Annotated in this window: 18 protein-coding genes; 6 read left to right on the top strand and 12 right to left on the bottom strand. The window is 64.5% G+C overall.

Going from position 1 to position 19,543, the window contains the following annotated elements; genetic code table 11:
* Nucleotides 1-145: 145 nt before the first annotated feature.
* Genes P7F60_RS03360 through P7F60_RS03345 form a run of 4 tightly spaced genes read right to left on the bottom strand, consistent with a single transcriptional unit; the run spans nt 146 to nt 5,504 of the window.
* On the bottom strand, nt 146-1,237 hold the full coding sequence (locus P7F60_RS03360; RefSeq protein WP_277916275.1) for a DUF917 domain-containing protein: 1,092 nt from the start codon (nt 1,235-1,237) through the stop codon (nt 146-148).
* Nucleotides 1,238-1,259: 22 nt separating this feature from the next.
* Entirely contained in the window at nt 1,260-2,528 is a 1,269-nt protein-coding gene (locus P7F60_RS03355; RefSeq protein WP_277916274.1) for a Zn-dependent hydrolase, read from the bottom strand.
* Nucleotides 2,525-3,898 carry a dihydroorotase family protein gene (locus tag P7F60_RS03350; protein WP_277916273.1) on the bottom strand — a complete coding sequence of 458 codons (1,374 nt, stop codon included), beginning with the start codon at nt 3,896-3,898 and terminating at the stop codon, nt 2,525-2,527. Before P7F60_RS03350 ends, P7F60_RS03355 begins: the two co-directional genes overlap by 4 nt.
* Nucleotides 3,891-5,504, bottom strand: coding sequence for an aromatic amino acid lyase (locus P7F60_RS03345; protein ID WP_277916272.1), 1,614 nt, complete (start codon nt 5,502-5,504; stop codon nt 3,891-3,893). The genes P7F60_RS03350 and P7F60_RS03345 overlap by 8 nt, the downstream gene beginning before the upstream one ends.
* 94 nt (nt 5,505-5,598) lie before the next feature.
* Here P7F60_RS03345 and P7F60_RS03340 point away from each other — a divergent pair, with 94 nt between their 5' ends.
* Nucleotides 5,599-6,771 carry a LysR family transcriptional regulator gene (locus P7F60_RS03340; protein WP_277916271.1) on the top strand — a complete coding sequence of 391 codons (1,173 nt, stop codon included), beginning with the start codon at nt 5,599-5,601 and terminating at the stop codon, nt 6,769-6,771.
* Between the two features lie 9 nt (nt 6,772-6,780).
* Here the strand turns inward: P7F60_RS03340 and ubiB are convergent, their stop codons facing one another.
* Nucleotides 6,781-8,349 (bottom strand): 2-polyprenylphenol 6-hydroxylase, encoded by a 1,569-nt coding sequence (ubiB, locus tag P7F60_RS03335; protein WP_277916270.1) that lies wholly within the window; start codon nt 8,347-8,349, stop codon nt 6,781-6,783.
* Between the two features lie 5 nt (nt 8,350-8,354).
* Entirely contained in the window at nt 8,355-9,131 is a 777-nt protein-coding gene (gene ubiE, locus P7F60_RS03330) for a bifunctional demethylmenaquinone methyltransferase/2-methoxy-6-polyprenyl-1,4-benzoquinol methylase UbiE (RefSeq protein ID WP_277916269.1), read from the bottom strand.
* A 142-nt stretch (nt 9,132-9,273) separates the two neighbouring features.
* On the opposite strand from ubiE, the gene mutM reads away from it, so the two are divergent.
* The 3 genes from mutM (at nt 9,274) to dnaA (ending at nt 13,061) form a co-directional block, all read left to right on the top strand.
* The gene (gene mutM, locus P7F60_RS03325; RefSeq protein WP_277916268.1) at nt 9,274-10,167 is read left to right on the top strand and encodes a bifunctional DNA-formamidopyrimidine glycosylase/DNA-(apurinic or apyrimidinic site) lyase; all 894 of its coding nucleotides are present in this window, start codon (nt 9,274-9,276) and stop codon (nt 10,165-10,167) included.
* 202 nt (nt 10,168-10,369) lie between these two features.
* Complete coding sequence (gene rpsT / locus P7F60_RS03320) at nt 10,370-10,636, top strand: 30S ribosomal protein S20 (protein WP_277916267.1); 267 nt, start codon at nt 10,370-10,372, stop codon at nt 10,634-10,636.
* A gap of 871 nt (nt 10,637-11,507) precedes the next feature.
* Nucleotides 11,508-13,061, top strand: a complete 1,554-nt coding sequence (gene dnaA / locus P7F60_RS03315; protein ID WP_277916266.1) for a chromosomal replication initiator protein DnaA — start codon at nt 11,508-11,510, stop codon at nt 13,059-13,061.
* Between the two features lie 90 nt (nt 13,062-13,151).
* On the opposite strand, the gene hemW is transcribed toward dnaA, so the two are convergent.
* From hemW to rph, 4 genes are read right to left on the bottom strand one after another with little or no spacing between them, the layout of a single operon-like run.
* Nucleotides 13,152-14,348 carry a radical SAM family heme chaperone HemW gene (hemW, locus tag P7F60_RS03310; protein ID WP_277916265.1) on the bottom strand — a complete coding sequence of 399 codons (1,197 nt, stop codon included), beginning with the start codon at nt 14,346-14,348 and terminating at the stop codon, nt 13,152-13,154.
* Nucleotides 14,338-14,982 (bottom strand): RdgB/HAM1 family non-canonical purine NTP pyrophosphatase, encoded by a 645-nt coding sequence (gene rdgB, locus P7F60_RS03305; RefSeq protein ID WP_277916264.1) that lies wholly within the window; start codon nt 14,980-14,982, stop codon nt 14,338-14,340. The genes hemW and rdgB overlap by 11 nt, the downstream gene beginning before the upstream one ends.
* Before the next feature lie 11 nt (nt 14,983-14,993).
* Entirely contained in the window at nt 14,994-15,413 is a 420-nt protein-coding gene (locus P7F60_RS03300) for a VOC family protein (protein ID WP_277916263.1), read from the bottom strand.
* A gap of 12 nt (nt 15,414-15,425) precedes the next feature.
* Entirely contained in the window at nt 15,426-16,142 is a 717-nt protein-coding gene (rph, locus tag P7F60_RS03295; RefSeq protein ID WP_277916262.1) for a ribonuclease PH, read from the bottom strand.
* A 165-nt stretch (nt 16,143-16,307) separates the two neighbouring features.
* Here rph and hrcA point away from each other — a divergent pair, with 165 nt between their 5' ends.
* Entirely contained in the window at nt 16,308-17,396 is a 1,089-nt protein-coding gene (hrcA, locus tag P7F60_RS03290; protein WP_277916261.1) for a heat-inducible transcriptional repressor HrcA, read from the top strand.
* Nucleotides 17,397-17,611: 215 nt separating this feature from the next.
* Nucleotides 17,612-18,214, top strand: coding sequence for a nucleotide exchange factor GrpE (gene grpE / locus P7F60_RS03285; RefSeq protein WP_277916260.1), 603 nt, complete (start codon nt 17,612-17,614; stop codon nt 18,212-18,214).
* Between the two features lie 88 nt (nt 18,215-18,302).
* Here the strand turns inward: grpE and ptsN are convergent, their stop codons facing one another.
* Nucleotides 18,303-18,767: a PTS IIA-like nitrogen regulatory protein PtsN gene (gene ptsN, locus P7F60_RS03280; protein WP_277916259.1), complete on the bottom strand. Its 465-nt coding sequence runs from the start codon at nt 18,765-18,767 to the stop codon at nt 18,303-18,305.
* Nucleotides 18,768-18,844: 77 nt separating this feature from the next.
* Nucleotides 18,845-19,414, bottom strand: coding sequence for a ribosome-associated translation inhibitor RaiA (raiA, locus tag P7F60_RS03275; RefSeq protein WP_277916258.1), 570 nt, complete (start codon nt 19,412-19,414; stop codon nt 18,845-18,847).
* Between the last annotated feature and the right edge of the window lie 129 nt (nt 19,415-19,543).

Below are 19,543 nucleotides of genomic sequence, written 5' to 3'. Positions count from 1 at the left end.
CGTTTTGACGGGGAGGAGGGATCTGCCGCACCGCCCCCGCCCGCGCGCGCGTTGGGTGGGGCAGCTTCATTCTCCCCGCTTGCGGGGAGAATGTCAGGGTGAGGGGCAGAGCCGCGATGCGACGTCAGCGTCTCTTCGTCGGCGATTACGCGCCGAATACGTATTTCGCGATCTCGATGCCCATGGCCTTTTCGACCGCCGGATAGACGCTCGGATCGAGCACGCTGGCCGAGAGCGGGATGATCTCCTTGGGCACATGCAGCACATGCACCTGCATGCCCTCATGCAACTGCCCGACCGACAGCGGCTCGCCTTCGGCCGACAGCGTGGTGATCACGGAGGGGAAGGTGGCGATGCGGGCGCCGCCGGCATCCTCGACCGCCATGTATTCGTTCATCACATGCAGCACGGCGGCCTTGTCGCCGCTGCCGATGGTGACGGTGCCGATATCGAAGGCTTCCTTGGTATAGACCACATCCTTTTTGGTGATCGTGCCTTCGGCGAGGATGACGCCGCCGGTCGTCTTGCAGATGGCGTCGATGATCGCGCTCGCGCCCTTGCTTTCGGCAGCGATGATCGCTTCGCCGAGCGTCAGCGCCATGGAGATGCCGCCAAGCGCGGCATGGGTGCGCACATAGGAGGCTCGCAGCGGATTGCGGCAGGAGGCGATGAAGCCGCCGGACTGGTCGGAAGCGGCGCGCAGCACCGGCGAGACTTTTGCCGTCGCGCCCTTGACCACCAGCTCGATATAGCGGTTCTCGTCGCGGTTTCCGCCGACGGCCGTCTGGATCATCGGATCGGGCGAACCCGCCATGCCGATGGAACCCATGTCGCCGGTCGGATGGGCGCGGATATCGCCCACCGCATCCACCACCTTGGTGCCGAGGATCGCCGAGGGCAGCCAGGCATTGAGGGTAGAGGAACGGCCGTTCTGGCCGATGATCAGGCCGGCGAGCTTTTCGCCCAGCGCCTCCTGCAGAAGCTGCACCGCCTTGACGTAATCGACGCCGCGCATTTCCCAAGGGGTGGTCGAGGCCGGCGCGCCGATGGCAGCGGCGGTGGCGATCCAGTCACTGTCGTCGAGTTCGTCGATGGAGACGAGTTCCGGCTTGCCGATGGCAACGGCGGCATAGCCCAGCATGCGGCCATGATCGGCCCAGCCGCCGCCGCCGGCGGCATAGACGGACCCGCCCTTGACGGCCGCCTCGACATCCTTCTCAACCAGTATGCGTCCCATCGGTCTGTCTCCCTGATCCGTTTCAATCTGCCGTCAGCGGCAGTGCTTCATCCATGGCGAGCGTGGCGTGCAGCAGGACGCCGGCGCCGAGCGCGATATCGTCGTTTTCGGCCCATTCGTCGGCGGAGTGGCTGCGGCCTTGCCTGCAGGGCACGAAGATCATCGCCGCCGGCGCGACCTTGGCGATCCAGGCCGTGTCATGGCCGGCGCCCGAGGCCATGCGCCGATGCGTGGCCCCGACCGCCTCCGCCGCCTTGTCGAGAATGTCGAGCAGGCCGGCATGGCCGGGTGTCGGCATATTGTCGGAAATCGTCACGGGTGCTGCGATGGTCACGCCCTGCGCGCCCGCCAGCTTTTCGGCGGTAGCGGCCAGCCAGCTCTGGAAGGCCAGCATGTCCTGACGCAGTTCGGCGCGGGCATCGATCAGCAGCCGCACCCGTGAGGGCACGACATTGGCGGCATTCGGCTCGATGGAGAATTCGCCGACCGTGGCCGTGAAATGGCCTTTGCTTTGCGCTGACAACTCGCTTGCCGCATGGCGAATGTCGAGCACCAGCTGCGAGGCGGCGACCAGCGCATCGGCGCGGGCACCCATCGGCGTGGTGCCGGCATGGTCGGCGCGGCCTTCGACGATCACCTCGATGCGGGTGATGCCGGCAATGGCGGTGACGACGCCGATATCGCGGCGTTCGTTTTCTAGGATCGGCCCCTGTTCGATATGCAATTCGAGGAAGCCGGCGAGATCGGGACGCGATTGCTGCGCCAGCACGTTGGCATCGCCGCCCATGTCGATAATCGCCTGATGCAGCGTGCGGCCGTCCTGCTGGCGTGCCAGCCAGGCGTCGGGCAATTGCCCGGTCATGCCGCGGCTGCCGATGCAGGAGACGCCGAAGATCGAGACTTCCTCGGCAAGGAAATCGGCGATTTCCAGATCGTGTTCGAGCGTTATTCCCTGATCCGCAAGCGAACGCGCCACTTCCAGCGCTGCGATGACGCCAGCGATTCCGTCGAAACGGCCGCCATCCGGCACGGTGTCGGAATGCGAGCCGAGCATGATCGTGCCGCGCGCCGGGTTTTTACCGGGGCGCCGGCCGATCAGGTTGCCGCCGGCATCGATGCGGGTCTCAAGTCCCGCCGCCTTCATCCGCGCTTCGATGTAAGCGCGACCCTTCAGAAACAACGGCGAAAAGGCGCGGCGTGTATAGGGTCGGCCGGGCTCGGTGATCTCGGCCAGTGCTTCGATATCGGCAGCGATGCGGGCGGCATCGACCGGCAGGTTGCGCGCGGTCATGCCGACAGCACCCGCATCAGCGGCGGGCGCACGAAGGCGCCGGTGCCGGGCTCGGCGACAACGTTCTTGCCGTCGAAGACCGGTTGGCCGCGCAGATAGGTGGCGGCGACGCGCCAGGGCAGGCGGATGCCGTTATAGGGGCTCCAGCCGACGATGTTGTGGCCGCTGGCACTGGCGTCGTAGACCGTTTCCTCCGGGGTCAGCACGGTGATGTCGGCGTCGCGGCCGGGGGTGAGCGCGCCCTTCACATGGTCGAGGCGGAAATGTCTGGCCGGGTTCTCGGCCATCAGCTTCGCCGCCCAGGTCAGCGGCACGCCGCGTTCCAGCGCGCCCTTGACGAACAGCGGCACCATCACTTCCAGCCCCGGCACGCCGGAGGAATTGGCGAGCATGTCCTCCTTGGTCTTGCGCTCCTCGGACCAGCTCACATGGTCGGTGGAAACCAGCCAGACCTTGCCTTCGGTGATCTTGCGCCACAGGCTTTCCACCTCGGCGCGCGGGCGGATCGGCGGGTTGATCTTGGCCTTGCCGCCGAGACGGCGCACGTCATTTTCCTCGTCCAGCGTCAAATAGTGGATGCAGCATTCCACCGTCGCTTCGAAACCGTCGCGGCGATAGGCGGCGGCGATGTCGTAGCCGCGCCCCAGCGAGCAATGCACCACATGCGAGGGGCAACCCGTATCGGCGCCGGTCTCGAAGATGGTGTGCATGGCCAGCAGCTCGGTGATCGGCGGTCGCGACAGGCCATGGGCGCGCCAATCGGAAATGCCGGATGCCTTCACCGCCGCCATGTAGCTCTGCACCGCCTCGTCGTCCTCGTTATGGACGCCGGCCGTCAGCCCGGTCGGGGCAATCGCCGCGAAGCAGGCCTGCAGCAGGGCGGGCGGAATGCGCGGAAAGCGTTTCGGATCGGTGCCGAAGGTCGAGAACTTGAAGGCGGCGACGCCGGCTTCGACCATTTCGGCGATGCGCGCAGGGCCTTCCTCGGGGTCGACAGTGCCGTAAAGGGCGAAATCGACGCGGGCCTGGGCCCTGGCATGGGCGACCTTGCGGGCGACGGCCTCAGCCGAGCAGACGAGATTGCCCTCGTCATAGGGCATGTCGACGATGGTGGTGACGCCGCCGGCCGCCGCCGAGCGCGTCGACCAGATGAAATCTTCCTGGTTCTTCTGCGACAGCGAATGCACCTGCGCATCGATGGCGCCGGGCAGGATCAAGGCTTTTCCCAGATCGTGGCGCTCCTTCGCGGCGGGGGCGGCACCTTGCCCGATCTGCACGACCTTGCCGTCGCGCACCGCCACATGGCCGGCCTCGATCACGCGCTGCGGCGTGACCACGGTTCCCTTGAGCACCAGATCGAAATCAGCCATGGTTTCTGCTTCCCGCTTGTCGGTTGGAATGGATGGCCTCCAGCGCCTGGCCGCTTTGCAGCCGGGCGCGCGGGCCGAAGGCGAAGAAATCGTCGATGGAGGCGATCGGCACCTGCGCGGCGATCTCGCCGATGACGGCCTCGGAGGACAGTTCCTCCTCGATCGCCTCGACCTCGGCCGAAAGCGGCCGGTCGACGGTGTAGAAGGCGGCGTGCTTGCGCACGATGTCGTAGAGCATTTTCGGCACGCCGCCGGGCTCGTCGCCAAGGATGTCGATGGCTTGCGCGGCCAGCAGCGCTTCAAGCGCCGCCAGACGCTTGACCGCTTCCATCTGCCGGTCGAAACGCTCGATGACCAGCGGGAGGAAGGCCGCCTCGTCCTCCATGCCGCCAGCAACCACCAGCGACTGCGCCGAGACCGGATTGGACATCGACAAAACGCGCGAAAAGATTTCGCCGGCAAGCTTGATGATCGGGCCGAAGCCGGTGGCGATGCGCCCTTCCGGCACCAGATTGACCGGCAGGCCGCGCCGCTGGCCGTTACCGAGCAGGACGCAGCGGTTGAAGGAGTTGCGCGCCGCATGCGCCATGCAGATCGCCGCCGCTTCGAGCAGGATGGTGACGTCGAGCGGCAGCGAGCCGCCGGAGGTCAAAACGCGTCCGTCGACCACGACCGGATTGTCGTCCGAGCGGCCGGTGGCGGCGAGGATCTTGTGGCCGGTGGTGAGCAGGCTTTCGAACACCGCGCCAAAAACCTGCGCGATCATGCGCAGGCTCAGGGGATCCTGGATATGGGTGGCAACCGGCCAGTTCCAGTCCTCCGCGGCGCGGCAGAGCCAGGCGCCGATCAACGCTTCGCGCGGCGTGCCGACATGCACGACCGCCGACCAGGGATCGCGCGAGGCGCCGAGCGCGCCGCCGGTCATCAGCGCCGTCGCCAGCATCAGCCTGATGGCGCCGGCGGCGTTGCGGGTCGCTTCGGCTGCGGCGGCGAAGCTGACGGAATTGACGCTGAGCGAGGCAAGGCTGTCACGTGGTGCCATGCGCATCGGGGCAAGGCCTGCGCGGGCGAAGGCTTGCTCCGCCGACATGCGCTCGCCCCTGTAGCGGGCCTCGCCGACGCCGGTCAGCACCGCGCCGATCTGGCCCATCAGCCCGATATCGGCGCATCCGATCGAGCCGGTGCGGCGCACCACGGGAATGACATCGGCGTTGAGAAGGTCGAGATAAGCCTGCACCAGTTCCGGCGTGCAGCCGACATAACCGGTCAGCGCCGTGTTGACGCGGATCGCCATGGCATTGCGCACAACGGAGCAGGGGAAGGGCGAGCCGGTGCCGAAATGATGGGCGCGGACCAGACCGAGATTGAAGGCGTCGAGCTCGTCGGGCGACCAGGCGACATCCTTCATCGCGCCAACGCCGGTCGTCGCGCCATAGACGGGCACGCCTCGGCCGATGGCATCCTCCAGCACACCGCGCGCCAGCTCCACCCGTGCCATGCCGGCAGGGCTGGCGACCGGCTGCAACCGACCTGCGCCGATTTCGGCCAGTTCGGCGAAGCCGAGCGGCTGTCCTGTCAGTTCGAGCGAGGCGCGGGGACCGGTCATGACGCATTCTCCTTAGGTGCCAAGACTATTGGACCATCGCGGATTATGGGATATCCCAATTCATGTACAGACGATGTTTTCGAACGGCGAGGCCATGGATACCGCGACGCTGATCCTCTCGGATGCGGTGCTGCGGCTCGGCAGCATCCGCGCCGCCGCGCGCGCGCTGGAGCGCCCGGCCGCCACGGTCGCCGCAGCCGTCGCGCGGTTGGAGGCGGCGCTGGCGGTGGAACTCGTACGCCGCACCGGCTCGTCGCTGATGCTGACGCTGGAGGGCGCGCGCCTGCTGCCGCGCATCGAGGCGCTCTGTGGCCTGTCGCTTGGCCTTTACCGAGGTGGAGAGCAGCGGTTGTCACCGGCTGCGGTCAGTCTCGAAGCCCTGTCGCGGCTGAACCAAGTGGCCCGCAGCGGCAGCATTCGCGCGGCAGCCCGCGAAATGGGCCTCGGCCAGCCGCAACTGACCCGCCAGATCGCCCATGTCGAGGGAGTGCTCGGCTACGCCATTTTCGAGCGCGGCCGCGATGGCGCCCGGCTGACGCCGGCGGGCGTCGCAGCGGTGGAGCGCATCCGCCAGATCGAAACCCTGTGGCGCGAGATCGCCGATGCCGCCTCGGATCGTTTCCGGCGCACCGAAACGGTGGTGCGTATCGGCTCGGTCGTGCCGCTGGGCCCGGAAAGCCGTATCGCCGACCTGCTGGCGGACCTCGCCGCCAATTGGCGAAGCCGCCATCCGCGCCAGCCGATCTTCATCGGCTCCATGATCGCCGAAGAATTGCTGACCAGCCTCAAGCGCGGCCTGTTCGACGTCGTCTTCCTCGATGTCGAGCGCCTGCCGGAGGATCTGGAGGGGCATCTGATCTCTGTCTCGCCGCTGACGCTGGTCGGGCCTGCAGATCAGTTGAAAGACCTTTCCGGCGACGACCGCGCCGGTCTGGCGACATTGCTGGCGACGCATCCCATCGCGCTGCCGAGCCCGCGCAGCGGCTTGCGCCAGAAGATCGATCCGCTGCTGGAAGCGCTTTTCGGGAGGGATGGGCGGCGTGCGCCCGAAATCGTCGAGGTCGATTCCATCCCGGTGATCCTGAAACTCGTCACCCGTCACCGTTTCGTCTCGGTCCTGCCCGGGGCGTCGCTGGCCGCGCTCGATCCGGCCGTCGCCCGGCTGGAACTGGGGTCTGATTTTTCCCTGCCGCTATGGATCGCCTGGCCGCGTGGCCGCGCCGGCGACAGTATCCAGCGCCAGGTGCTGGCCTTGTTGCGTAAGTAATATCCTACGTTAAATGTATATGGCGATGTAGATCAGCGCCGCCGCGATGACCCAGAGCGCGACGCGTCCGGAACGGCCATGGCGTGCCTCGGACTTGCCGATGGCCTCGGCGGTCGCCGCGTCGAACCGCAGGCCGTTCTCGCTCATCGCAGTGATTTCGCGGGAAAATTTCTCAGTCTTGGCAACGATCTCGGGGGCGGCCTCGGCCAGCTTGAAGGCGGCCTTCAGCCCGTCGCGGACATCGACGAGGATGCGTTGCGGCCCGAGATTGGTGCGGATCCACTCACCGACCACCGGCTCCGACGCCTTCCACATGTTGAAGCGCGGGTTGAGGATGCGCGCGACGCCTTCGACCACCACCATGGTTTTCTGCAGCATGACCAGTTCAGGCCGTGTCTGCATGTCGAAGAGTTCGGTGACTTCGAACAGCAGCGTCAGCAGCTTGCCCATGGAAATGGTTTCGGCCGGCTGGCCGTGGATCGGCTCGCCGATGGCGCGGATCGCCTGGGCGAAGCTCGCCACATCATGATGGGCCGGCACATAGCCCGCCTCGAAATGCACCTCCGCCACCCGCATGTAATCGCGGGTGATGAAACCATAGAGGATCTCGGCCAGGAACCGCCGTTCCTTCTTGCCGAGCCGGCCGACGATGCCCATGTCGACCGCGACGATATCGCCTGCCGCATCGACGAAGAGATTGCCGGGATGCATGTCGGCATGGAAAAAGCCGTCGCGCAAGGTATGGCGCAGGAAGGACTGGATCAGCCGGTCGGCCAGCAGGTTCAGATCGTGGCCGGCAGCACTCAGCGCCTCGACATGCGACATCTTGATGCCGTCGATCCATTCCATGGTGATGACGTCGCGGCCGGTTCTTTCCCAATCCACCTTCGGCACCCGGAAGCCGGGGTCGTCCTTGGTATTTTCCGCGATTTCGGAGAGCGCGGCCGCTTCCAGCCTGAGATCCATCTCCACCTTTGTGGTCTGCTCCAGCGTGCGCGTCACCTCCACGGGGCGGAGGCGTCGCGCGGAAGGCATAAGCCGCTCCTGGAGATGCGCGACGAGATACATCGCCTGCAGGTCATGGGCGAAGCGCTGGCGCACGCCAGGACGCACCACTTTGATCGCCACCTTCCGCGGCCCCGACGGCGTCATCACCTCGCCCGGATGCACCTGGGCGATCGAGGCGGCGGCGATCGGATCGTCGAAACGGCTGTAGAGTTCCTCGATGGGACGACCGAGCGAACCCTGCACCGAGGCTTTCGCGGACGAGACGGGGAAGAAATCCATCCGGTCCTGCAACTGCGCCAGGTCGTCTGCGAATTCCGTGCCGACGACGTCAGGCCGGGTGGCGAGGAACTGCCCCATCTTGACATAGGACGGGCCGAGCCGCGCCACGGCGCGCGCCAGCCGGTCGGAGCGATCGTCCGAGGCGCGCCTGCGGGCGAACAGCCCGAGCAGCGACTTGGCCATGGCCGCCCCCGGCGGCAGGCCTTCGGAGGGCAGGGCTTCGACGACGCCCTCGCGCACCAGGACCCAGCCGACGCGGGCAAGCTGGAAATAAGCTCCAAGCGTGCTCATGCCTGTCAGAGCTTCCAGCCGGAATGCAGCGCGGCGATGCCGCCGGTATAATTGGTGAAGGTGACGCGCGAAAAGCCGGCATCGCGGATCATCGCGGCGAAATCCGACTGGTTGGGGAATTTGCGGATCGATTCGACCAGATATTGATAGGGCTCGGCATCGCCGGTGATCATCTTGCCGAATTGCGGGATCGCCTTGAACGACCATTCGTCATAGATGCGGTCCAGAAGGGGCATGTCGACTTCGGAGAATTCCAGCACCAGGAGACGCCCGCCGCGCTTCAGCACGCGGTAGGCCTCCTTCAGCGCCACGTCGATGTGCGGCACGTTGCGGATGCCGAAGGCGATGGTATAGGCATCGAAGGTGCCGGGCTCGAACGGCAGTTCCTCGGCATTGGCCTCGACGAAGGTCAGGTTGTCGGAAAGCTTGCGCTTGGCGGCGCGCTCGGCGCCGACTGATAGCATCGAGCCGTTGATGTCGAGCACGGTGGCATGGGCTTGCCGGCCCGAGGCCTCGATGATGCGGAAGGCGATGTCGCCGGTGCCGCCGGCGACGTCCAGAACCTTGTAATCGGGATCCTTGCGCGGATTGAGCGCCGCGATCATCGCATCCTTCCAGGCGCGGTGCAGCCCGGCCGACATCACGTCGTTCATGATGTCGTAGCGCTTGGCGACCTTGTGGAAGACCTCGTTGACCATGCCCTGCTTTTCGCCTTCCGCGACCTCGCGGAAACCATAGGAGGTCGACATGCCTCCTTCGGCGGTGGTGCGGCTATCGGCCATGGGGTCACTCCATCGACTGCGGACAGGAAATCCTTGGAAAACCGCCGTTTCCGACCTATCTGCGACAGGAACGGGAGGACGGCGATCCGGCGCCGGTCTATATCGCACATTCCCGGCGCTTGAAACAGGAAGTTGGACACCTATGCCCGAATTGCCAGAGGTGGAGACAGTTCGTCGCGGGCTATCGCCTGTCATGGAAGGCGCGCGCATCGCAAGACTGGAACTGCGTCGCCCGGATCTGCGCTTTCCCTTCCCCGAAGATTTTGCGGCTAAAGTCGAGGGCCGGACGATCTCGTCCTTGTCGCGCCGGGCCAAATATCTGCTGATCGAACTGGATGACGGCGCCGTCATCGTCGCCCATCTCGGCATGTCCGGCTCCTTCCGCATCGAGGAGGGGGCGGGCGAGGCGCAGACGCCGGGCGATTTCCACCATCCGCGCGGCAAGGATGAAAAGCACGACCATGCCGTCTTCCATCTCGACGGCGCCGCTGGCCGTGTGCGCGTCGTCTATAACGACCCACGCCGCTTCGGTTTCCTGCAACTGACGGCGCGCGCCGATCTCGACCGCTATCCCGGCATTGCCGGCCTTGGGCCGGAGCCGACCGGCAACAGCCTCGACGCGGCCCATCTTGCCGGACGTTTCGCGAAAAAGAGCCAGCCGCTGAAAAGCGCGCTTCTCGACCAGCGCAACATTGCCGGACTCGGCAATATCTATGTCTGCGAAGCCCTTTGGCGCGCCCATCTCGATCCGCGTCGCGCCGCCGGCAGCATCGTGCTTGGCGACGGCAAACCGTCCGCCGAGTTGGTTTTGCTGAACGAGGCGATCCGGGCGGTGATATCGGATGCGATCGCCGCAGGCGGCTCGTCCTTGCGCGACCATATTCAGACGGATGGTTCTCTTGGCTATTTCCAGCATTCCTTCTCGGTCTACGACCGTGAGGGGAGCGCCTGCGCCACGCCCGGCTGCGCCGGTCACGTCGAGCGCATCGTGCAGGCGGGGCGGTCCACCTTCTTCTGCGCTGCCTGCCAGCATTAAGCGGGAAGGCCGAGCGATTGAAAAGGAATCGGAATCCGGGAAAATGCGCGTTGACGCCGCCCGGCATTCGCGTTATATGCCCGGCCACAGTTCGGAAAGCTTATGACGGTTTTCCAAAAATGCTCCCGCATGGCTGAAACGATAGGTCGCAACGACCGGGCGGCAATGGCGGAGTTTGGTTCGAATTCGAAGAGAGGCATCTATGGCCAATACAACTTCGGCGAAGAAGGCGACCCGCAAGATCGCTCGCCGCACCGAGATCAACAAGTCGCGCCGCTCGCGGGTCCGCAACTTCATCCGCAAGGTCGAGGAAGCCATCGCTTCCGGCGACGCCGCCCAGGCCCAGGCCGCTCTCCAGGCCGCCCAGCCGGAACTGCAGCGCGCCGCGACCAAGGGCGTGTTGCACCGCAACACCGCATCGCGCAAGGTCTCGCGTCTGGCGAACCGCGTGAAGGCTCTGAACGCCTGATAAAAGCCGAAATTTGACGGTTATGAGAAGCCCGGCCTATGGCCGGGCTTTTCGGATTCTGGATATTCGTCCAGACACCCTCAAGCGAGCGCACGGCATCAAGATGTCAGTGGGGTGACAGGATGGTGACAGAAAAATTTGTTTAATTTCAAATGGTTACACGAGGTCTTTGCGCCTTTGTGAGACTCTTGCCGCGCCGCCCGGCCCCCTTGACGAGTCAAGAACTTTTTTATTTTTTTTGTTTTTCGGCCACCGGCAAAAACGGCTTTTTTGAATCCCCTTGATTCAAAAGCGATTCTTTATGACGGGCTTTGTGACGGTCAAAATGCGCCTCCGGAGTCAATGGCCCCGTCTTCTTTTCGTGCAAAATTCATCATTGATCTTGCCATTTGATCCTGACTAAATGCCTTTCAACAGGGGGCGCGGACACCACCTTTCCAGTATGGCGACATTGCAACGCCCGACCGGCGAGAGGATGGTATTGTCTCCTGCTGCGGATCGGTTCCGTTCCGTATTTTCAAAGATCGGCAGACAGGCCCATGCGGAAAAATCCTGATTTCGCAGATGGCTTTCTGCGCGCTCTGGTTGTTGGGCGGCGCGTGGCTGCGGCGCCCGGCATCGGGTGACAAGGAGACGGCAGGAGAGGGAAAGAGGTTCGATCGCCAGGAACGAGGATGGGGATCGGATGACGCGGCTTCGGCCGCAGGCGAAGTCGGATGAACCGACTTCGTGGAGACGCGGTTCGCTTTCTTGCGGCCCGGCGCTCCGAAGCCTGAGCTGTCCCGGCCACCTTGCGCCGGGGCATGACAGAACAAGAATAGTGACCGGGCGATGATCGCAATCGCCCGATGGGACTCTGGAAGGCGGCGAAATGCAAATGAATATGATGGCGACCGGTGCTTTGGAAAACGGGGACAAGGCATCGGAGGCGTTCGGGGCTGCCTGCGATACTGCGAATGAAAGGCGGGACATGAAGCCGGACGCATTGTTTGAACGATTCAGCGCACGTTTGAAGGCCCAGGTGGGGCAGGACGTCTATGCGAGCTGGTTTGCTCGCCTCAAGCTCCATTCGGTATCGAAAAGCGTGGTGCGGCTGACGGTGCCGACGACGTTCCTCAAATCCTGGATCAACAACCGCTATATCGACCTGATCACCGGCATCTTCCAGGCGGAAGACGCCGAGATCCTCAAGGTGGAAATTCTGGTCCGCACCGCGACCCGCAGCGTCCGCCCGGCCGCCGCCGAGGAAGCAACGCCGGCCGGCGATCCGCCCGCGCCGCAGGCTGTGACGCCCTTGCGCCGCAGCGCGCCGCAATCGGTCGGCCAGGCCGTTTCGGCCAGCGTGCCGCAGCGCCCGCAGCCGCCGGTCAGCAGCAACAGTCCGCTGTTTGGCTCGCCGCTCGATTCCCGCTACACCTTCGCGACCTTCGTCGAGGGCTCGTCGAACCGCGTGGCGCTCGCCGCCGCCAAGACGATTGCGGAAGCCGGCCCGGGCGCGGTGCGCTTCAATCCGCTGTTCATCCATTCGACGGTGGGACTGGGCAAGACGCACCTGCTGCAGGCCGTCGCCAATGCGGCGATCCAGAGCCAGCGCACGCCGCGCGTCGTCTATCTGACGGCCGAATATTTCATGTGGCGTTTCGCCACCGCCATCCGCGACAACGACGCGCTGACGCTGAAGGATTCGCTGCGCAACATCGACCTTCTGATCATCGACGACATGCAGTTCCTGCAGGGCAAGATGATCCAGCACGAATTCTGCCATCTTCTCAACATGTTGCTCGATAGCGCCAAGCAGGTGGTGGTGGCCGCCGACCGCGCGCCGTGGGAACTGGAATCGCTCGATCCGCGGGTGCGTTCGCGCCTGCAGGGCGGCGTCGCCATCGAACTCGACGCGCCGGACTTCGATATGCGCCTGGAAATGCTGCGCCAGCGCCTCACCGTGCTGCGCCAGGACGACCCGTCCGTCGATATCTCCGAGGAGATCATGACGCATGTGGCGCGCACCGTCACCGCCAGCGGCCGCGAGCTGGAAGGCGCCTTCAACCAGCTGATCTTCCGCCGCTCCTTCGAGCCGAACCTGTCCATGGAGCGGGTGGACGAGCTTTTGGCGCATCTGGTCGGCTCCGAGCCGAAGCGCGTGCGCATCGAGGATATCCAGCGCGTCGTCGCTCGCCACTACAACGTCTCGCGCCAGGAGCTGGTCTCCAACCGTCGCACCCGCGTCATCGTCAAGCCGCGCCAGATCGCCATGTATCTGTCGAAGACGCTGACGCCGCGCTCCTTCCCGGAAATCGGCCGTCGTTTTGGCGGGCGCGATCATACGACCGTGCTGCATGCCGTGCGCAAGATCGAGGATCTCATTTCCGGCGACACAAAACTCAGCCATGAGATCGAACTGCTCAAGCGGCTGATCAACGAGTAAGCGGACAAACGCGAAAAAGCCCGCCTTTCCGAGAGGGGAGGCGGGCTTTTTGCGTTTGTTTTCAGGACGATTTCGTAAGCGGCAAGAAACTCAGCAGGCGAGATCGGCAACGACGGCGTCGAGGATCAGCATGCCCTGGGGCGTGCAGCGCAGCCGCGAATTGCCGAGCCGCTCGATGAAGCCGTGCTCCAGCAAGGCCTGTTCGCGGTCGGGATCGGGATCGCGCCCGGACAATTGCTGCCAGCGGGCGAGATCGACGCCCTCGCGCAATCTCAGCCCCATCAGCAGCAACTCGTCGGCCTGCTCGTCGCGGCTCAGGCGTTCCTCGTCGACAATGCCGTGGCCGTGCTTTTCCACGAGATCCAGCCAGCCTTCCGGCCGGCGCATGGTGGCGGTCGCCAGCTTTTCCGATCCGCGCGTCAGCCGTCCATGCGCGCCGGGCCCGATGCCGGCATAATCGCCGTAGCGCCAATAGGTGAGGTTGTGGCGGCTTTCGGCGCCCGGCTTCGCATGGTTCGAGACCTCATAGGCCGGCAGTCCCTCCGAGGCGGTGATCTCCTGCGTCGCCTCGTAGAGCAGGGCGGACTGGTCGCCATCCGGCACGATGAACTTGCCGGCCTTGTGCAGGTTGAAGAAGGGCGTCTCTTCCTCGATGGTCAACTGGTAGAGCGATAGGTGGTCGACGGCGTAGGAAATTGCCTGCCGCAATTCCTTCTCCCATGCCTCCACCGTCTGGTGCGGCCTTGCATAAATCAGGTCGAAGGACATGCGCGGAAAGATGTCGCGCGCCAGCCCGATGGCCTTCAGCGCATCGGCGACGTCATGCAGCCGACCGAGGAATTTGAGATCCGTATCGTTGAGCGCCTGCACCCCGAGCGAAACGCGGTTGACGCCGGCAGCCCGGTAACCGCGAAACCGCGTCGCCTCGACGCTGGAGGGATTGGCCTCCATGGTGATCTCGATGCCGTCGGGCACATGCCACTGCCGTGCGATACCGTTGAGAATGGTCTCGACCGTCGCCGGCTCCATCAGCGACGGCGTGCCGCCGCCGAGGAAGATGCTGGTGACCGTCTTCGGGCCGCTGAGGCGGCGCATCCATTCCGTTTCCTTGAGGAAAGCGGCGGCAAAGCGTTCCTGGTCGACCGGCTGGTGGCGGACATGGCTGTTGAAATCGCAATAGGGGCATTTGGCCGCGCAGAACGGCCAATGCACGTAAACGCCAAAACCCGGCTCGCCGGTATCCGGCAGCAGCGGGCTTTGGCCGATATTGGGAAGATCAGGCGTCAAGGCAGGTCTCGACAAACAGCTTGAAGGCACGAGCCCGGTGCGACAGGGCCTGCGCATCGCCCGGCTTCCAGCCATGCTTCTGCTCGGCGCTCATCTCGCCGAAGGTTTCGGCATAGCCTTCCGGCTGGAAGACCGGATCGTAGCCGAAGCCTTGCGTGCCACGCGGCGGCCAGACCACATGGCCCTCGACCTCGCCGCGAAACAGCTCGGTATGCCCGTCCGGCCAGGCAAGGCAGAGCACGCTGACGAAGCGGGCGCTGCGCTGTTCACGCGCTGCGGCACCTTTCTCCTCCAGCGCCTTCTCGACCTTTTCCATGGCCCAGGCAAAATCGCGGCTGCCGTCCTCGCGCTCGGCCCAGTTGGCGGTGTAGACGCCGGGGGCTCCATCCAGCGCATCGATGACCAGCCCGGAATCGTCCGACAGCGCCGGCAGGCCGGAGGCCTTGGCCGAGGCCAGCGCCTTGATCGCGGCGTTTTCCTCGAAGGTCGTGCCGGTTTCGTCCGGCTCCTCGAAGTTCAGGTCGGCCGCCGATTTCGCCGAAAAGCCGAAGGGGCCGATCAGATCGGCGATCTCGCGGATCTTGCCGGCATTGTGGCTGGCGACGACGATGGTGCGGGTATCGAGCTTGCGCATGTCCAAAAGTCCTATTCGATGCCCCAGATGCGGGGCTCGGCACATTCGAGGCTGTTGCCGGCCGGATCGCGGAAATAGATCGAGCGGCCGCCCATCGGCCATTCGAAATCGGCTTCGATGGCGATGCCGGCTGCGGTCAGCCGCGTGATCACGCCGTCGAATTTTTCCCGCGCCAGGCGAAAGCAGGCATGGCCGGCGCCGGTCGTTCCGTGGGCAGGCACCGGCAGCGCGCCGGGCGCGGCCGGTTTCACCGTCTCATCCGGATTGAAGACCAGCAGCACGCCAGCCCCGCAGCGGAAGAAGACGTGCCGGTCCTTGGCGCGGGTGATGATGTCGAGGCCGAGGATATCATGATAGAAGCGCTCGGCCGCGTCGAGGTCGCGCGCATAAAGCGCGGTTTCCAGAATGCCCTCGACGGCGGCGGCGCTCATCGTGTCACGTCCTCAGGCGATGGCCTGCTTCTGCAGCGTCACCAGCTCGCCGATGCCGGCGCGGGCAAGCTGCATCAGGCTTGCGAATTCCTGTTCGGAGAAAGGCTTGCCTTCGGCCGTGCCCTGGATCTCGACGATGCCGCCGGTGCCGGTCATGACGAAATTGGCGTCGGTCTCGGCGGCGCTGTCTTCGAGATAATCGAGATCGATCACCGGCTGGTTGGCGAAGATGCCGCAGGAGATCGCCGCGATGTGATCCTTGAGCACGCGCTCGACCTTGACCATGTTGCGGCTTTCCATCCACTTCAGGCAATCGTGAAGTGCCACCCAGCCGCCGGTGATCGAGGCGGTGCGGGTGCCGCCGTCGGCCTGCAGAACGTCGCAGTCAATGGTGATCTGGCGTTCGCCGAGCGCCTCGAGGTCGACGACGGCGCGCAGCGAGCGGCCGATCAGGCGCTGGATTTCCTGCGTGCGGCCGCCCTGCTTGCCGGTGGCGGCCTCGCGGCGGGTGCGCTCGCCAGTGGCGCGCGGCAGCATGCCGTATTCGGCGGTCACCCAGCCCTTGCCGCTGTTGCGCAGCCATGGCGGCGTCTTGTCCTCAAGGCTGGCGGTCACCAGCACATGTGTATCGCCGAACTTGACGAGGCAGGAACCCTCGGCATGTTTGGAAAAGCCGCGCTCGAAGGAAACCTTGCGCATCTGGTCTGTTTTTCTGCCTGAGGGCCGCATTCGAAACTCCTGCCGTTACATGACGCCTTCTAAGGCCGGCGGCCATGATTTGCAAAGGAAAAGGCGGTGGGACGCAAGACGCTTTCCCGCATATTCCCTTTTGATATCGGCCGCGACATGACTATATTTGCAGGGAACGCAACAATCGGGTGACCGCAGACCACGATGCCATTACGCAAGCCGCCTGGACAGGACGCGATTGCAGCGCTGGACGAGCGCTCCAGGGAAGTCTTTCGGCGGATCGTCGAGGGCTATATCGACAATGGCGAGCCGCTCGGCTCGCGCAACCTGTCGCGGCTGCTGCCGATGTCGCTGTCGCCAGCCTCGGTGCGCAACGTCATGGGCGATCTGGAAGAGCTCGGCCTTATCTATTCGCCGCATGTCAGCGCCGGCCGCCTGCCGACGCAGATGGGGCTGCGCTTTTTCGTCGATGCCTTCATGCAGGTCGGCGACCTCTCGGCCGAGGAGCGTCAGACGATGGAGCGCCAGATCGGGCTTCCGCAGCGCGACAAGCCGGTTGAAAGCCTGATGACCGAGGCGAGCCGGGTGCTGTCCGGCATGTCGCGCGGCGCCGGCCTGGTCATCACCGCGAAATCCGATCCGCTGCTCAAGCATGTCGAGTTTATCCGCTTGGAGCTGACCAAGGCGCTGGTCGTGCTGGTCGGCGAGCACGACCAGGTGGAAAACCGCATCATCGACCTGCCGGCCGGCATCACCTCGTCGCAGCTGACGGAGGCGGCGAATTTCCTCAATGCCCATATGATCGGCCATACGCTGCCGGAGCTGCGCGGCCAGTTGCAGAAGCTCAGGATCGCGGTGTCGAACGAGCTTGATGCGCTGTCGCAGGATCTGGTCGAGCGCGGGCTGGCGGTCTGGTCGGGCGGCAGCGACGAGGATATGCCGGCGCGGCTCATCGTGCGCGGCCGGGCAAACCTGCTCGAAGGGCTGGCCGGCGCCGAGGATGTCGACCGCCTGCGGCTGCTGTTCGACGACCTCGAAAAGAAGGACAGTCTGATCGAACTCCTGAACCTCGCCGAGACCGGCTCGGGCGTGCGTATCTTCATCGGCTCGGAAAACAAGCTGTTCTCGCTGTCGGGTTCGTCGCTGATCGTCGCGCCCTATCGCGACGAGGACGACCGCATCGTCGGCGCCGTGGGCGTCATCGGGCCGACACGGCTGAATTATGCGCGTATCGTGCCGATGGTCGATTATACCGCGCAGATCATGGGGCGGCTGTCGCGGCAGCGTCCCTAGAGCAGGTGGCGCAAAAGTGCGCGGTGGATTTGCGAGAACGACATGCGAATAACAAGCGCAAAGCGCGAAGAGCGAAGAGCGAATCCGAAAGATTGCGACGCGCTTTAGGGCGGAAAACCGGTTCGGCGTATCGCGAAAACGCTCCGACCCTTGATTTTTTCCCTTCGAACCTCGATATCGGGCTCAAAATTCAATCATCGATCTGGAGATACATCATGACCGACGAGAACACGACGAGCGGAGCCGAAGCTGCGGACAAAGCCGCTGCCGAGACCGCGGCCGTAAACGAGGCGGACGTCGCCGCCGTCGATCCGGTGGAAACACTCAAGGCCGAGAACGCCGACCTGCGTGACAAGTTCCTGCGTCTTGCCGCCGAGATGGACAATCTGCGCCGCCGCACCGAGCGCGACGTCAAGGACGCCAAGGCCTATGCCGTCACCGGTTTTGCGCGCGATATGCTGGCGGTTTCCGACAACCTGCGCCGCGCGCTGGATTCGGTCACCGCGGAGCAGCGCGCCGGCGCCGAAGCCGGTCTCACCGCGCTGATCGAAGGCGTGGAAATGACCGAACGCCTGATGCTGTCGACGCTGGAGCGCCACGGCGTGCGCCAGATCGATGCCGAAGGCCAGAAGTTCGATCCCAACTTCCATCAGGCGATGTTCGAGATCCCCAACCCCGCCGTGCCGAACAACACCGTCGTGCAGGTCGTGCAGGCCGGTTATTCGATCGGCGATCGCGTCCTGCGTCCGGCCATGGTCGGCGTCGCCAAGGGTGGCGCCAAGACGGAAGCCCCAGCCGAGAACGAAAAGGACGTCTGATCGCGTCCTGAATGTCCAGAAACGAAAAAAGCGCTTTCACGGTCTCCGCGAAAGCGCTTTTTCTTTGGGAGTTGTTGGCGACAACGCCTCAGGCGGCGTTGGAGGCTTCTTCCTGGTTCAGGAAGGCATAGATGGCCGAGGCGGAATCGGTCGCGCGCAGCTTGCTGACCAGATCCTGGTCGCGCAGCACGCGGGCGATGCGCGACAGCGCCTTGAGATGGTCGGCGCCGGCGCCTTCGGGCGCCAGAAGCAGGAAAACGAGATCGACCGGCTGGTCGTCCAGCGCTTCGAAATCGATCGGCGAATCGAGCCGCGCGAACAGGCCGGTGATGGCCGGCAGGCGCGCAAGCTTGCCATGCGGGATGGCGATGCCGTTGCCGACGCCGGTGGAGCCGAGCCGCTCGCGCTGGAGGATGACGTCGAAGATTTCCCGCTCCGGCAGCCCCAGTTGCTTGGAGGCTTTCGCGGCCAGTTCCTGAAGAAGCTGTTTCTTGGAATTCACCTTCAGGGCAGGGATGATCGCATCTTGCTGCAGCAGGTCTGCCAATGCCATTTTTGTCTTTTCCTTCAGTAGCCGGCAGAAGGCCGGCGCGCCGGGCGTGTGTCTGCCCGGCGCGCCGTTGTCACCTTTCAGCCCTTGATGCTGGCCGCATCGATCCAGCCGATATTGCCGTCGCGACGACGGTAGACGATGTTCAACTGTTCCTGGCCGGGGCTGCGGAACAGAAAGACCGGCTCATCGGTCATATCGAGAGCCATCACCGCGCTCGCCACCGACATCACCTGCAGCGGTCTGCTGCTTTCGGCGACGATGGTCGGTGCGAAATCCTCGGCGATCTCTTCGTCTTCTTCAGGGACGGCATCCATCACGGTATAGGCGACGGAACCATTGCCGTTTGCGCCGTTGTGATGGTCCTTCAGTTTCCTCTTGTAACGGCGCAGGCGCTTTTCGATACGCTCGGCCGCTCCATCGAATGCCGCTTGCGGATCGTTTGCATCTCCCGTGGCATGCAGGTTCACCCCGCTGTCCAGGTGAATCTTGCAATCTGCAGAAAAACGCGAACCGGACTTTTCAACCGTGACCAGGCTCGAATATCCCCCGTCGAAATACTTGGTCACTGCCTCCCCGATGTGGCCTTCGATCCGCTGACGGAACGCTTCGCCAATCTCCATATGTTTCCCGGATACACGGACACTCATGGAATTTTCCTTCTTGTAGTGATTTGCGAGTACCAGTCTACGCCAAGGCCCTGTTTCATCCAAGCATTTCGCGCGGCGAACATCCTAAAGAGAGTGCGTGCCCTTCGAGCGGGGGGCTTATCGGTCCAA

This window comes from Rhizobium sp. YJ-22, assembly GCF_029601685.1.
Lineage (GTDB): Bacteria > Pseudomonadota > Alphaproteobacteria > Rhizobiales > Rhizobiaceae > Metarhizobium.
Note: the sequence above shows the minus strand (reverse complement) of the source record. Positions and strands in the feature narration are given on the sequence as shown.

Excerpts from the sequence above, each read along its gene's own strand:
- P7F60_RS03360 (WP_277916275.1), bottom strand. The coding sequence starts at position 1,237 with ATGGGACGCATACTGGTTGAGAAGGATGTCGAGGCGGCCGTCAAGGGC.
- P7F60_RS03355 (WP_277916274.1), bottom strand. The coding sequence starts at position 2,528 with ATGACCGCGCGCAACCTGCCGGTCGATGCCGCCCGCATCGCTGCCGAT.
- P7F60_RS03350 (WP_277916273.1), bottom strand. The coding sequence starts at position 3,898 with ATGGCTGATTTCGATCTGGTGCTCAAGGGAACCGTGGTCACGCCGCAG.
- P7F60_RS03345 (WP_277916272.1), bottom strand. The coding sequence starts at position 5,504 with ATGACCGGTCCCCGCGCCTCGCTCGAACTGACAGGACAGCCGCTCGGC.
- P7F60_RS03340 (WP_277916271.1), top strand. The coding sequence starts at position 5,599 with ATGGATACCGCGACGCTGATCCTCTCGGATGCGGTGCTGCGGCTCGGC.
- ubiB (WP_277916270.1), bottom strand. The coding sequence starts at position 8,349 with ATGAGCACGCTTGGAGCTTATTTCCAGCTTGCCCGCGTCGGCTGGGTC.
- ubiE (WP_277916269.1), bottom strand. The coding sequence starts at position 9,131 with ATGGCCGATAGCCGCACCACCGCCGAAGGAGGCATGTCGACCTCCTAT.
- mutM (WP_277916268.1), top strand. The coding sequence starts at position 9,274 with ATGCCCGAATTGCCAGAGGTGGAGACAGTTCGTCGCGGGCTATCGCCT.
- rpsT (WP_277916267.1), top strand. The coding sequence starts at position 10,370 with ATGGCCAATACAACTTCGGCGAAGAAGGCGACCCGCAAGATCGCTCGC.
- dnaA (WP_277916266.1), top strand. The coding sequence starts at position 11,508 with ATGCAAATGAATATGATGGCGACCGGTGCTTTGGAAAACGGGGACAAG.
- rdgB (WP_277916264.1), bottom strand. The coding sequence starts at position 14,982 with ATGCGCAAGCTCGATACCCGCACCATCGTCGTCGCCAGCCACAATGCC.
- P7F60_RS03300 (WP_277916263.1), bottom strand. The coding sequence starts at position 15,413 with ATGAGCGCCGCCGCCGTCGAGGGCATTCTGGAAACCGCGCTTTATGCG.
- rph (WP_277916262.1), bottom strand. The coding sequence starts at position 16,142 with ATGCGGCCCTCAGGCAGAAAAACAGACCAGATGCGCAAGGTTTCCTTC.
- hrcA (WP_277916261.1), top strand. The coding sequence starts at position 16,308 with ATGCCATTACGCAAGCCGCCTGGACAGGACGCGATTGCAGCGCTGGAC.
- grpE (WP_277916260.1), top strand. The coding sequence starts at position 17,612 with ATGACCGACGAGAACACGACGAGCGGAGCCGAAGCTGCGGACAAAGCC.
- ptsN (WP_277916259.1), bottom strand. The coding sequence starts at position 18,767 with ATGGCATTGGCAGACCTGCTGCAGCAAGATGCGATCATCCCTGCCCTG.
- raiA (WP_277916258.1), bottom strand. The coding sequence starts at position 19,414 with ATGAGTGTCCGTGTATCCGGGAAACATATGGAGATTGGCGAAGCGTTC.